Origin of the sequence: Luteolibacter luteus (assembly GCF_012913485.1) — a bacterium.
GTDB lineage: Bacteria > Verrucomicrobiota > Verrucomicrobiia > Verrucomicrobiales > Akkermansiaceae > Haloferula > Haloferula lutea.
Genome location: NZ_CP051774.1, coordinates 2123950 through 2137843, shown reverse-complemented (window position 1 = coordinate 2137843; position 13894 = coordinate 2123950). Strand labels below are relative to the sequence as shown.

Below are 13894 nucleotides of genomic sequence, written 5' to 3'. Positions count from 1 at the left end.
ATTGAATGAATGCGCAGTATCCGCAGCCCATGCAGCCGCTCTTTCCGATCGATGCCTCGCGTCATTCCCGCCGGTCCTTCCTCGGGGCCTCGGGTTCCATGCTCCTCGCCCTGAGTGCCGGGCGGGTCTGGGGAAATGCCCTTGTCGCCAAGGAGAACCCCTCTTTCCAAGCCTATCCTTTCCAGCTGGGCGTCGCCTCCGGTGACCCTTCCGCCGATGGCTTCGTGCTTTGGACGCGCCTCGCGCCCCAGCCGCTCGAAGGTGGCGGCATGCCGAATGAAGCGGTGTGGGTGTACTGGCAAGTGGCCGAGGATGAAGCGATGACCAAGGTCGTCGCCAGCGGCAAAGAGCTGGCCAGCCCGGACTGGGCGCACTCCGTGCACGTTGAGGTCACCGGCCTGCAGGCGGACCGCTGGTACTGGTATCAATTCAAGGCGGGTGCCGAGATCAGCCAGAAAGGCCGCAGCCGCACGCTGGAAAGCCCGAACAAGGCTGCGAACCAGACCTCCCAGCTGAAGATGGCTTTCGCCTCTTGCCAGCATTTCGAGACCGGCTTCTACACCGCCTACAAGCACATGCTCGAGGAGAGCCCGGACATCGTCTTCCACCTCGGCGACTACATTTATGAAGGCCCGAGCCGCGATGGCCAAGTCCGCCGCCATAACAGCCCGGAGATCGTCAGCCTGCTCGATTACCGCAACCGCCACGCGCAGTACAAGTCCGATCCCTCGCTCCAAGCGATGCACGCTGCCGCGCCATGGGTGGTGACCTGGGACGACCACGAACTCGACAACAACTATGCGGGTGACATTCCGGAAGAGAAGGGCTGGGTCGATACCGAGACCTTCCTGAAGCGCCGCGCCGCAGCTTACCAAGCCTACTACGAGCACATGCCGCTTCGCGCCGCGTGTGTTCCGAAGGGGCCTGGCATGCAGCTTTATCGCAGCGTGCGCCACGGCAGCTTGGTGGATTTCCACGTGCTCGACACCCGCCAGTACCGCACCGACCAGCCGAATGGTGATGGGATGAAGCGCCCGGGCAAGGCCGCGATGGATCCGAACGGCACGCTGCTTGGCAAAATCCAGCGCGAGTGGCTCTTTGCCGAACTCGGCAAGTCCCGCGCCACTTGGAACGTGCTCGCCCAGCAGATCATGATGGCCCGCGTGGATCGTGCGATCGGTGAGCAGGAAAGCTGCAGCATGGATCAGTGGCCCGGCTACGAATTCGAGCGCCAGGCAGTCTTGAAGGCCTTTCAAGACCTGAAGGTTTCCAATCCAATCGTCCTCACTGGCGACATCCACACGCACTGGGCGAATGAGCTGACCCTCATGCCCGGACGCCCGGATGCCCCGGTGGTGGGCAGTGAGTTTGTCTGCACCTCGATCACCTCGAATGCCGATGGTGTCGAGAAGCCGAAGGGCTTGGAAGAGATGATCGCGGAGAATCCCTTCGTGAAGTTCCACAGCGCCCGCCGTGGCTACGTGAGCTGTGTCATCAACAATACTGAGTGGCGCACCGACTTCCGCACGGTGAACTACGTGACGCGTCCGGATGCCCCGTTGAAGACCCCGGCTTCCTTCGTGGTCGAAAGCGGCAAGCCGGCCGTGGTTCACGCCTGATCCCGGCTTCTACGTCGATTTCATGGTATGCCTGCGGAGCGGGTGGATTCATGACGGGGTTTTCTAACCGTCGGACCCGCCCCTCCGCTTGCTGCTTGTTTTCAGGTGCTTGTGCCGGTTCTTCGGCTTTCTGTCCAAGGGGCGGGGACAAGTTTCGACTCGCCTTGCCCGCGCATTGGCGCAACGTGCCGCAGTTTCTTCCGGCGGCATGAGTTCTTCGAAACCTTCACTCGACGCCCTTCGGATCGACCGATCGGCCATTCCACCGGACCGGCATGGGAATGCTTGGATCTGGTGGGTTTTCCTCCTGCTGGTGATCGGCGGTGTGGCGGCATTCTTCTTTTCCAAGCGGGCCGATGTCCCCGTGGTGAAGACCGCGAAGGTGACCGAGGTCAGTAGTGGCGGTTCGAGCCGTGCGACCCTTCTCAATGCCTCCGGCTATGTAACGGCCCGGCGTTCGGCCACGGTTTCCTCGAAGGTCACCGGCAAGGTGGTGGAGGTGCTGGTGGATGAAGGCATGGAGGTGAAGGAGGGCCAGCTGCTGGCCAGGCTCGATGCCTCGAATGTGTCGGCCGGCCTGCGCTATGCCGAGGCCCAGCTTGTGGCGACCCGCACCACTTTGGAGGAAACGATTTCGAATCTCGATCTCGCGAAGAAGGAGCTGGTACGCTTCACCGGCCTTTCGAGATCGGGCGCGGCCAGTGAGTCGGACTTTGACCGGGCCACCGCGCAAGCCCGTGCGCTCGGTGCGCGTCTCGCCAAGCAGACCGCGGATGTTGCCGTGGCGGAAGCCGACGTCGCCCAGTGGAAGCAGCAGGTGGAGGACAATACCATTCTGGCCCCCTTCAGTGGGATCGTGACCTCCAAGAACGCGCAGCCAGGGGAGATGATCTCACCGATGTCCGTCGGTGGTTTCACCCGTACCGGCATCTGCACGATCGTCGACATGAAGTCCCTGGAGATCGAAGTCGACGTGAACGAGAGCCACATCAACCGCGTGAAGCCCGGCCAGCGGGTGGAGGCGACCCTTGATTCCTATCAGGACTGGAAGATCCCCGCGAAGGTGATCGCGATCATTCCGACCGCCGATCGCCAGAAGGCGACGGTGAAGGTGCGCGTGGGCTTCGACCAACTCGACCCGCGGATCCTGCCGGACATGGGGGTGAAGGTAGCCTTCCAAGCCGATGAAACGGCGACCCTGACCGGAAAATCTCTCACGATTCCGAAATCTGCTGTCCAGGATGACGGGGGGCAAAACGTCGTATGGGTGCTGAGCGGCGAAAAAGTCGAGCGGCGAGCCGTCTCGGTCAGCCAGACCACCGGCGATCAATCCACCGTCTCTGCCGGTCTCACGCCCGGCGAAACCATCGTCACTGAAAGTTCCGCGACCCTCGAAGATGGCCGCCGCGTCAAAACCTCCGACAAATGAGCAACGCACTCGTTAAGATCAATCGCGTCAGCAAGACCTTCCATCGCGGGTCCGAGGACATTCATGTGCTCTCGAATCTCGATCTCGAGGTCCAGGAGGGCGAGTTCCTCGCGCTCATGGGTCCTTCGGGTTCGGGAAAGTCCACCTTGCTCAATCTCATTGGCGGCCTGGACCGAGCAACATCCGGCGATGTCGAGATCGGCGGACAGTCGATCGGCCGGCTTTCGGACCGGCAGCTTGCGGCTTGGCGGGCCCGGCACATCGGCTTCGTTTTCCAGTTCTACAACCTCCTTCCGACGCTCACCGCGGAGCGGAATGTGGAGCTGCCTCTCCTGCTCACGCATCTTTCGAAATCGCAACGGAAGGATCACGTGAAGATCGCACTGGATGTGGTGGGTCTTTCACATCGGACGAAGCACTACCCGCGGACGCTTTCCGGTGGTGAGCAGCAGCGCGTCGGCATCGCCCGCGGCATCGTTACCGACCCGACGATTCTGCTCTGCGACGAACCGACCGGTGACCTCGATCGCAAGTCGGGCGATGAGATCCTTTCCTTGCTTCAGGAGCTGAACAAGGCGCACGGCAAGACCATCGTCATGGTCACGCACGACCCGCATGCCTCCGCCCGTGCCACCCGCACGGTGCACCTTGACAAGGGACAACTCTCCACCGAGGCGCCGGCATGAAATTCCTCTCGCTGGTCATCGGCAACCTGAAACGCAAGAAGCTGCGTACGGTGCTCACCGTACTTTCGGCCATCGTGGCTTTCCTGCTTTTCGGACTGCTCTGCGCGCTGAAGGAGGGCCTTCTCGCCGGCGTGAACATGGCGGATGCCGACCGCCTGGTAGTGCGGAACAAAATCACCCTGATCCAGCCGCTGCCGGTGAACTACAAGAACCGGATCGCGAACATCCCCGGGGTCGATTCCGTGGCGGCACTCACTTGGTTCGGCGGTATCTACCAGGATCCGAAGAACTTCTTTGCCACCATGCCGGTCGATCCGGAGACTTTCCTCGATGTCTTCCGCGAGTATCCGGTCTCTGAGGAGACGAAGAAGGAGTGGCTTGCTACACGGAACGGCGCGATCGTTGGTGAGTCCCTGATGAAGAAATTCGGCTGGAAGGTTGGCGATACCGTTCCGCTCACCTCGCCCATCTGGGGCCAGCCGAAGGATCAGGCCGCCTGGGAGTTCAAAATCGTCGGAGCTTATGAATCGACGAAAAAAGGCGGCGACACTTCCTCGATGTATTTCCGCTGGGACTACTTCGATGAGGGTAAGGTAGAGCAAAAGGGCCTGATCGGCTGGCTGACCATCCGTGTGAAGAACAAGGACCAGGCCACGGCGGTGGCAAAGGCGATCGATGCCGAGTTCGCGAACTCTCCTTATGAAACCGTGACGGAAGGGGAGGGTGCCTTTGCTTCCTCCTTCGCGCAGCAAATCGGCGACATCGGAACGATCGTTGCCGGTGTGGTGAGCGCGGTCTTCTTCACCATCCTGCTCGTTGCCGGGAACACGATGAGCCAGTCCGTGCGCGAGCGCACCGAGGAGATCGGCGTGCTGAAAGCGATGGGCTTTACCAATGGCCTTGTGCTGGTGCTGGTGCTGGCAGAGTCCTGCGCGATCGCCCTTTTCGGCGGCGTTGTCGGCCTCGCGCTGGCTGCCGCGATTTCCGAGGCGAATCCCTTCGCGACCGTGTTGCCTTCCTTCAATCTACCGCACCGGGATCTCATTACCGGAGTCCTTGCTGCCCTCGCCCTCGGGATGGTCGCCGGAGCGCTGCCTGCCATCCAGGCGATGCGACTTCAGATCGCCACTGCCCTGAGACGGAACTGAACCAGGAAACTTTGCATTCTCCATGAACTGGCTCACCCAGATCCTCTCGATTTCCTTCTTCAATCTCCGCGCGCTGCCGGAGCGGAAGGGCTCCGCGCTTTCCGCGGCCTTTGGCATTGCCGGCGTGGTGCTGGTGCTCACTGCCGTGCTGGCGATTGCGGAGGGCTTTAAGAAAGCGGTCACCGCGACCGGTGCGCCGGATGTTGCGGTGGTGCTGCGCAGCGGCTCGGACTCGGAAATGAACAGCGGGCTTTCCCGGGAGGAGACACGCGTGATTTCCGATGCTCCCGGCATTGCCCGCGGCTCGAAGGGTCCGCTGACTTCCGCCGAGCTTTTTGTGATCATCGATCTGCCGAAGCGCTCGACCGGAACCTCCGCGAACGTCCCGCTGCGCGGCGTGGGGGCGAATGCCTATGAAGTCCGCGGCAATGTGGTCCTCCGCGAGGGCCGCTTCTTCGAGCCGGGGAAAAACGAGGTGATTGCGGGTGCCGGGGCCGCGCGTTCCTTCGCAGGTCTGGAGGTGGGAAGCTCGATCAAGATCGGCTCGAACACTTGGCAGGTGGTCGGCATTTTTTCGGCGGAGGGCGGGATTGCGGAATCCGAAATCTGGACGGATGCCTCCATCCTCCAGCCCGCTTACAAGCGGGGCGATACCTTCCAGTCCGTCTATGCCAAGCTGAATAGCCCGGGCTCCTTCAATGAGTTCAAGGATGCACTGTCGCTGAATCCACAGCTCAAGCCGAAGGTGGCGCGGCTCAGTGAATTCTACGCCGACCAGACCACCATGGTCAGCGATTTCATTTCCCAGATCGGGGTCATGATCGCCGTGCTGATGGCCTGTGGAGCCCTCTTTGGCGCACTGAACACGATGTATGGAGCGGTATCTTCCCGCACCCGGGAGATTTCGACCCTCCGGGCCTTGGGTTTCGGGTCCGGCCCGGTGGTGGTTTCGGTTCTCGTGGAGTCGGTGGTGCTTTCCCTCATCGGAGGGATCGTCGGGGCCGCCATCGCGTGGATCGCCTTCGATGGCTATCAAGCATCCACCTTGAACTGGGCGACTTTCAGTCAGGTGACCTTTGCCTTCGCAGTGACGCCTGCCCTTCTGGTCCAGGCGATCATCTGGTCGGTGGTGCTGGGCCTCCTCGGAGGGGTGTTTCCGGCGGTCCGGGCGGCGCGGCTGCCGATTGCCTCGGCGTTGCGGGAAACCTGATTTCGGCGGGATGGCTGCAAGGAATTTCGCGCAGCCATTCGTGAAATTCCTGAGAAGGCTTCCTTATCTTGATTCCGGGAGGCAGTCCGTATATCGGATGGGCCGATCGTATGAGAAAGTCTTCGTTCCGGGCTGCCGCGATTGCCGCGTTTCTTTTGCCGCTCGCCGCCGCGGAAGGCGCTGGACGCGCGGATTTGGGAGAGGTGGGAAGCTATATGTCCCGCATGCTCCAGAACGGACATTTCAGCCGTCCGCCTTTCTCGGAGATGAGCCAGCGCTTCCTGGATGAATATCTTTCCCTGCTGGATCCACAGCGGGAATTTTTCCTCCAGAGCGACGTCGATGTTTTCCGGAAGGATTACGGCACGCAGCTCTCGAAGATGCTGCTGACGAACAAAGGCCCTCAGGCAGCCGAGGCCATCCATGCAGTTTACCAGAAGCGGGTGGAGGCCCGCATCGCCGAGGCGGAGGCGATTCTCGAGGGCCCGGAGCCGGATTTCTCGAAGGACGAATACATCCGCGCGGACCGTCGCAAGGAGGCGTGGCCGAAGGATGAGGCGCAAGCTTCCCTGATCTGGGGCCAGCGCGTGAAGGAGGCGTGGCTCAATGAGAAAGTCCGCCGCGAGCAGAGCGCCAAGGACGCGAAGGAGAAGGGCCGGCCGGATCCCTTGGCCAAGGTGGCGTCCGCAGCCTCGATGGTATCCCTCCACTATACCCGGTTGCGGAATGAAGTGAGGGACGAGATCGAGCCCGCCGAAATCACCGGCCTCCTTTACAGCGCGGTGGCACAGTCCTATGATCCACACTCGGATTACCTCGCGGATTTGGAGATGGACCGCTTCAAGGATGACCTGCGGAATCAGGTGGTCGGCATTGGCGTGGAACTCTTCGCGGAGGAAGAAGGCGCGACCCGTGTGACGGGGATCGTGATTGGCGGTCCGGCCGATCGGCAGGGTGCCTTGAAGCCGGACGACCGCATTCTCGGCGTCGATCCCGATGGTGCCCACGGTCCGAAGGGCTTGGTGTCCGTGATGTTCATGCCGGATGACAAGGTCGCCGATCTGGTGCGTGGCAAGGACGGCACCCCGGTGACCCTGAAGGTCGAGCATAATGGAACTCCTGCGAAGGAAGAGCTGATCGAGATCGTCCGCGGAAAGATGGACATCAAGACCTCGCTCGCCAGCGCCACCATCATCCAAACGAAGACCGATAGCGACGAGAGTTGCCGTCTTGGCATCATTACCCTGCCTTCCTTTTACGTGGACTTCGACGGCAAGAAGGATGGCTGCGCCGCGGACGTGGAGCAGCTGCTGCGCCGCCTGCGGAATGAGAACATCGACGGCCTGATTCTTGACCTCCGTATGAATGGCGGTGGCTCGCTGCCGGAAGTCCAGCGCGTGGCCGGCCTTTTTCTTGGTGAGAGCCCGGTCGTGCAGGTGAGAGATTCGGTCGGCAAGATCAAGGTGCTGAACTCCGGCATGCGCGAGCCGGTCTATGGCGGACCGATGATCGTCCTTACCGACAAGAACAGTGCATCTGCCAGCGAGATTCTCGCCGGCGCGCTGCAGGACACAAACCGCGCGGTGATCGTGGGTCAGTCCTCGACCTTCGGAAAAGGCACCGTCCAGCAGACGCTGAGCATTGCTTCCACGATGCCCTTCTTCTCATCGAGCAGCATGGCGGGCACACTGAAGCTGACGATTCAGAAATTCTACCGCCCCTCCGGGTCCTCCACGCAGAACAAGGGGGTGGTCCCCGACATCATCCTGCCGAATGCCAGTGATGCCGAGGAGATCGGGGAAGCCTATCTCGATCATCCCTTGCCGCACGATATGATCCGTCCGGCACCGGAGCTGAGAGCCTACGATCGCAAGATGCTTTTCATCCCGCACCTGAAGGAGCTCAGCCAAGCCCGGGTGAACGCCTCGAAGGATTTCGCCTGGCTGGTCCAGGATGCCGCGGAGACGCGGACCAAACTTCGCGAGAATCGGATTTCCCTGAATGCGGACCTCCGTCGCAAAGAGCTGGAAGATTTCAATGCCCGCGAGAAAGCGAGGGATGCCGACCGCAAGCCGCGCTTCGCGGCGATCGAGGCGAAGGACAAGCTGGCGATGACCTTTTACCAGCTCACCTTGGATGACGTGGCAGAGGGCAAGCCGCTCGTTGCGGAAGATCCCGGCAAGTTCTCCAGCCGCTACTTGCGTTCCGCGCCGGAGAAGGCCGGCGAGTCTGATTCCTCGCCCGCGTGGCCGAGTTCGCTCGACCTGCAGGAGCGCGAGAGCCTGATGATCCTGCGTGATATGGTGAGCACCGAGCGCAATGCCCGCATGGCAGGCTTGCTGAAGCAGGCCTCCCGCTGAAGGAGCCGCCGTTTAGTAAGAAAGGTAGGTCAACACGCCGCGATCATGTGCGGCGAGGGACTCGAGAAATTCGGGTAGCTCCCGGACGAGCTCGGCGAGTTCTCCGGTATCGGGACGTTTCCGGCTTTCGCCCGTGGGATCCTCTTCCTCGCGAATCTCATCAAGGTAGGCAATGAAGCTGGTCCAGTCCTGATCGTGGATTTCCTTAGCGAGCGACTTCAATGACTCCGGCGAAATGGCCCCGGTGAAAGGTGGATCTTGGTCTTTGTTGTCGGGCAGTTCCAGATCCCGGCGCATTCCTGTAGCTCCCGATGTGACCTCGTGTTCCTCCCAAGTCTTTCCCCAGAGGATGCCGAGTTGCCGAAGGAGGGCCGCTTTTTCTTCGAAGCCTGCGGGGCGGGGCAAGGAGGTTGCCAGGAACTCTTCGGTGAGACCCATCATCGGCCACCAACTGCCGAGCCAGGTCAGCGCTTCGTGTTCGAATTCGATTTCCTCGCCCTCGAAGAGCTCGCCGGGCTCGTCCGCTTCCTCTTCGAAAAAGTCGCCGTGGAGATTCCCTTCCTGTGCGGCCTTCTCCACCAGCTTCCATTTCACGCTGCACCAGATCACATCCGCTCCCATATGGCATGACGGTTATCCGCTGCTTGAACTTAACCCGCTTCGGATCAGTGGGTCAAGAATCGGCAACAGTTGCGTGTGGGAGCGGCTAAAAGTGGAAACCCACGCTGAAGCCCGTGCTCCATCCCGAAAGATCGGTTTTGAAGCTCGTGCGGCCCGCTTGGCCTTCCAAGTCTTCGTTCCAATCGTAGCGGACAAAGCCATCCACGCTCCACTGCTCGTTGATCCGGTAGCCCGCGTTTGCTTTCACATAGAGGCCCCCGAGGAACTCCTGGTCGCTGCCGTAGCCACGGTGCACGGCACCGGGCAGAGTCATGGGGATTCGCCAGCGGGCTTCCCAATCGGCGTAGTTGACCACCGCGCCAGCTCCGGCACCGATGTACCATGAAGCGGTCGGCTTCCAATGCAGGTCGCATCCGAGTGCGAGGCTGTAGAGATCGACATCGCTCTCAAAAAGATAGGAGCCCCTGCTCACGGGGGTCAGCAGGGCGTCGCGTGATGCCGGGATATTCGGAATCAGGGGACCGGGGCCCTCGAAGCTTCCCTCATACGGAGCCTCCGGTGGAATCACCCCGCCGAGATCGTAGGTATCCGTGACTGATACATCGTATCCGGTGACGGATCGCGCGATGGAGCTGTCGAGATTGGTGAAGGAGAAATTGAGCGCGGGTCCGATCTCCAGCTTTTCACCGATTGGCCGCATATAGCTGATCTCCACGTAAGGTGCGGCGCTGCTGCTGTCGTCATCGCGGGCCCCACCGATGGAGGATAGTCCCGAGAATCCGCTACGGGTGAAGCTCAAGGTGTCTCCTGCTACCTGGGACGAGTTCTGGTAGCTCCAGTTCGTCGTCAGACCGGTGCCAGGTGTCGCGGCGCCGATCCCGACATGGCCGTCGTCGTAGAACCGGTCCGCATACTCACCGGGATCCCCGATCTCCGGAAAGTTCCCGGATAGTGCGCCGCCTCCCAGATTCGGACTCACCGTGGTCTCTCCGAGCGTCCTCCACATGACCCCGGCACCGATGCGCCACGGGTTCGTTGTTGGCGGAGCGGGAGTGATGCTGGCTTTCGCATCGGTAAGCGGTCCAGTCGATGGCAGTGGCTCGCCCGCGATCAGGGATGTGGAAAGCAGGGGCAGGAAAACAAGCTTGGGTTTCATGAGGAGAGTTTTTGGAGGATCAGTTCGAGGCAGGGAGCTGGATGAAGCGGTACATGCGGCTCTTCACCGTGGATGGATGGCTCGCCGTTTTCGGCGGCCCGCTATCGATCCATTGGAGCCGGTTGCCGGCCGCGGTGACCGATCCGCTGACCCGCGTCCACTCCTGCAAGTCGTGGGAATATTCCACCGCATAGGTGGTTCCCGGTATCGAGGCGGTCTCGATGAGCATGTCGCCGTTGGCGAGTGCTTGGACCCGCGAAGCCTGAATGATGATCCCCCCGCCCGTTGGCAAGGTTAGCGGCGACTCGAGTAGTTCCACCGAGTATTGCGGTGAGAAATTGGCATCGAGCGAGGGCCGGTGGAATTCCACCGTGAGTGTCACGCTCGCACCCGCAGCCAGTTCCTGATTGTAGAGAAGGTAAGGTATTTCGCCCGGGACATCGCTGTTATGGGCATTGTAGACCTTTATTCCCTCCGGGAGGTCGCGCACCCGCAGGCGGAAGGCGGGAATTGGTCCGCTGTTGTTGTTCGTGATGGTGACGGTGGAGACCAGGAGCCCGCTCTGGTTGTTCACCGCTGGAGTGCTCGTGATGGTGACCTCTGTCCTCGGGACGCTGACCACGGGGATTTCCAAGGCCGTGGAGTTATTGGACGGGTTGGAGTCCGCCGGAACCACCGCGTCCAGGACGCTCGAGATCATCAGGTCGCGAATGGCCGTGGCTTGGTGGGGGATTCTGAGGGAAAAGCTCAGGGTGGCGGTTCTGCCTGTCGCGAGGTTTAAGCTCCAGACGTTGTCTGCATAGGTGCCTGATGACGGGTCGGCACTTGCTTCGACCTCGGCGGATAGCGTTTGGCGGATCCGGATGTCGGTCGCATTGCTCACGCCGTTGTTCGTGGCGTTGAGCCGGAAGATCGTACGTGCCTCGCCGCCCGCGAGCACCGGGCTATTGATGACCTCGTAGGTCAGGGCAATGTCGCTGGCCGGACCGAAGCCGGTGAAGACATACGCGGCACCTGCCGCGATAGCGCTTTCATCGTTCTGGTCCCCATTGATACCGGTTGCTGCACTGTCTTCCGCCTTCGCTCCGACCACTGCCGTTGATCCGTCGATCGCCACTGCTTCACCGAAGAAGTCGCTGGTAGGCGAGGGATCCGAGCTCAACTGTCCGCCCCGGCCCGTGGTATCGGTGTTGCTCGCCTTCAAGTAGGCCTGCTGCTTCCAAAGCGTCCTCGCCCGGATGAAGACATAGGCAGCTCCGGAAGCAAGGGCGCTATTATCCCCTTGGGCTCCATTGATGCCGGTGGCCTTGCTGCCTTCCTGATGGGCTCCCACGATGATGGCATCGCCGGAGATTGCTACCGATTTGCCGAAGTAATCGGTGAATCCCGGATTGCTCGCCCTCAGCACTGCTTCATCCCTCCAGTTGGTCTGGTTGCGGACGAAGACGAAAGCATTCCCGGTGTTGCGTGTATTACCCGGGGCGCCGACGACCATGGTCGTGGCGCTAAAGGATAGGGAGCTGCCGAAAGCGCCGAGAGGATCCGGAATGCTCGACTTGATGTAGCTTTCTTGCCGCCAGACGCTTCCTTCTCCCCGGAACGCGTAGACCGCACCGTAGCGGTCCGTGACATTGAGGTCGTTGGTTTGGCTCCCATTGATCCCCTTGGATGTGCTGTCTTCGCCTGGAGCGCCAACCACCACCACATCGTTGAAGACGCCCACGGAGTAGCCGAAGAAGTCCTGCTGCTGGGCGTTGCTCGCTTTCAGGTAGGCACTTTGACTCCAGCCCGTCCCTAACCTCCGGAAAGCATAGGCGGCACCTGCCGAGACCGCGTTGTTCGCTGTTTGATCGCCATTGATTATCGCTGATCCGTTGTCCTCGTAGGGAGCTCCCACGGCCAGAAGCTTCCCATCATATGCCACGGAGTATCCAAACTTGTCCCCGCTGTCGGGATTGCTTGCCTTGATGTAGGCTTGCTGGCTCCACCGCGTTCCGGTCCGGTTGAAAACGTAGACGGCACCAGCGTCCGAGAGCGAGTTGTCAGCTTGGTTACCGTTTATGCCCGTGGCATTACTACGTTCCCCGGGTGCTCCCACGATCAAAGTATCGCCGGAGAGCGCCACGGAGTATCCGAACTGGTCTCCCACACCCGGGTTGCTCGCCTTGATTTGAGCCTGTTGCGTCCAGACTCCATCGGTCCTCGTGTAGACGTAGACCGCACCGGCATCCCGGGTTTGATCGTCGTCTTTCTTCGGATCGACTCCGTGATAGCTGCTGTCTTCGAGGGGCGCTCCCACGACCATGGTGTCCAAGTCGATAGCCACCGATCCGCCGAACCAGTCGTCGCTGCCCGTATTGCTCGCCTTCACGTAGGCTTGTTGTTCGAGAGGCACACCGCTCGCGGGAGGTGAGACGGAGAGGATCATCCCCAAGCCGGAGAAGCAGAACAGCCGGGAAAGCAGGGAAGGGCGGAGGGATGGAGAAGTTTTCACGGATTCAGGTTGTTGCCGGAACCGCTCATGGAACTCCCCTTGGGAGGAGAAGCTCGCCAAGAATGGGTTTCAGGAGATGGCAGGAGCGGTTCCGGATTAACTATCCGTGTTATGATTTTTTCTCTGAGGGTCTAGACTTCTTTTGTGAATACTTTGTGAAGTCGGTGAATTGCAATTGTGTGCTCGCTCGCGACGGATTCCGCCTGCCAAGGGCGCGGAAGTTGTACGGGTGAAGCTCTGGAAACAAAAAAGCGCGTCCTTTCGGACGCGCTTCTCAGGCTTGGAAGGGAGTTGGGATCAACCGCGGCTTGCCGCACGACGGCGGGACCGGAAGAAGATACCGCCGGAAAGGAGGCCGGCGCATGCCAACGCATTTCCGGCCTCGGGGATCGCGGTCAGGGCGATGTTGTCGATTCGGCCGTTGGTGACGCCGTTGAACTTGAATTCGATCCAGTCGCCGGGACCGAAGGTCTCGGTGATCAGGGATTTCAGATCGATCGCAAAGTTCCCATACACTCCACTGCCCGCGGTGCCCGGAAGGCTTCCGGAAGCGAGGTCCTTGAAGCCATCGCCATTGATCTGATAGGTGACGTAGATCGTCCGGCCCGTTGAGATCGATGCGGCATCGAACAGGAGAGCATCGAGCAAGACAGAGCTCCCGGTCACGTTGGTGATTCGCAGCACCGGGTCTCCGGCATTCAGGCTCCGGCCGTATCCATCTCCGGAAGCGGGATTGAGGGCACCGAAATCGCGATCTCCGTAAGTGCCATCGATCGAACCGCCGTCGGCTTCGCTGTTTGCACCATTCTTGAACAGGTCACCCCGGAATCCGGTGGCGGCGTAGTTGGTGGCGGATCCGGACAGCACCGTCTGGATGTCAGTGCTGTCGTCGAATCGATGGAATCCGACCAGCAGGGAAGCGCTTGCGATTTGAGGCAACGCGAGGGCAGAGATGGCGCACAGGGCCATCTTGAATGTTGATGACTTCATTTTGAAGGGGGTGGGATGAACAACGCTGTTCTCGAGAAAAAACAGCGGGCGCTTGTTAGGAGCGTGGGCCTTTGGTCCGCAATGCCTGATCTTCAGAAATGCCGAAATGATTCATTCCCAATGGGAAAGAAATCGAAAGAACTCCAATCCCTTCATTTGAAAGGGTGTGGGCCGGGTATCT

The 13894-nt window shown here is 60.7% G+C and carries 10 protein-coding genes; 6 read left to right on the top strand and 4 right to left on the bottom strand.

Annotated features, from left to right (window positions below; all coding sequences use genetic code 11):
• The first annotated feature begins 29 nt into the window (after positions 1 to 29).
• The 6 genes from HHL09_RS08800 to HHL09_RS08775 all read left to right on the top strand — a co-directional run bounded on the left by HHL09_RS08800 (position 30) and on the right by HHL09_RS08775 (position 8452).
• Positions 30 to 1619: an alkaline phosphatase D family protein gene (locus HHL09_RS08800; protein ID WP_169454187.1), complete on the top strand. Its 1590-nt coding sequence runs from the start codon at positions 30 to 32 to the stop codon at positions 1617 to 1619.
• Positions 1620 to 1827: 208 nt separating this feature from the next.
• Positions 1828 to 3048 carry an efflux RND transporter periplasmic adaptor subunit gene (locus HHL09_RS08795; protein ID WP_169454186.1) on the top strand — a complete coding sequence of 407 codons (1221 nt, stop codon included), beginning with the start codon at positions 1828 to 1830 and terminating at the stop codon, positions 3046 to 3048.
• Positions 3045 to 3734 carry an ABC transporter ATP-binding protein gene (locus tag HHL09_RS08790; RefSeq protein WP_169454185.1) on the top strand — a complete coding sequence of 230 codons (690 nt, stop codon included), beginning with the start codon at positions 3045 to 3047 and terminating at the stop codon, positions 3732 to 3734. Before HHL09_RS08795 ends, HHL09_RS08790 begins: the two co-directional genes overlap by 4 nt.
• On the top strand, positions 3731 to 4882 hold the full coding sequence (locus HHL09_RS08785; RefSeq protein WP_169454184.1) for an FtsX-like permease family protein: 1152 nt from the start codon (positions 3731 to 3733) through the stop codon (positions 4880 to 4882). Before HHL09_RS08790 ends, HHL09_RS08785 begins: the two co-directional genes overlap by 4 nt.
• A gap of 22 nt (positions 4883 to 4904) precedes the next feature.
• Positions 4905 to 6092: an ABC transporter permease gene (locus tag HHL09_RS08780; RefSeq protein ID WP_169454183.1), complete on the top strand. Its 1188-nt coding sequence runs from the start codon at positions 4905 to 4907 to the stop codon at positions 6090 to 6092.
• 110 nt (positions 6093 to 6202) lie between these two features.
• Positions 6203 to 8452 carry a carboxy terminal-processing peptidase gene (locus HHL09_RS08775; RefSeq protein ID WP_169454182.1) on the top strand — a complete coding sequence of 750 codons (2250 nt, stop codon included), beginning with the start codon at positions 6203 to 6205 and terminating at the stop codon, positions 8450 to 8452.
• A gap of 12 nt (positions 8453 to 8464) precedes the next feature.
• Here HHL09_RS08775 and HHL09_RS08770 read toward each other — a convergent pair whose 3' ends face one another.
• The 4 genes from HHL09_RS08770 to HHL09_RS08745 form a co-directional block, all read right to left on the bottom strand.
• Positions 8465 to 9046, bottom strand: coding sequence for a hypothetical protein (locus HHL09_RS08770; RefSeq protein WP_169454181.1), 582 nt, complete (start codon positions 9044 to 9046; stop codon positions 8465 to 8467).
• A 112-nt stretch (positions 9047 to 9158) separates the two neighbouring features.
• Entirely contained in the window at positions 9159 to 10229 is a 1071-nt protein-coding gene (locus HHL09_RS08765) for a hypothetical protein (protein ID WP_169454180.1), read from the bottom strand.
• 19 nt (positions 10230 to 10248) lie between these two features.
• Positions 10249 to 12723 (bottom strand): FG-GAP repeat protein, encoded by a 2475-nt coding sequence (locus HHL09_RS26370; RefSeq protein WP_205761004.1) that lies wholly within the window; start codon positions 12721 to 12723, stop codon positions 10249 to 10251.
• A 297-nt stretch (positions 12724 to 13020) separates the two neighbouring features.
• A complete protein-coding gene (locus HHL09_RS08745; protein ID WP_169454179.1) occupies positions 13021 to 13713 on the bottom strand; it encodes a hypothetical protein in 693 nt (230 codons plus the stop codon).
• Positions 13714 to 13894 lie beyond the last annotated feature (181 nt).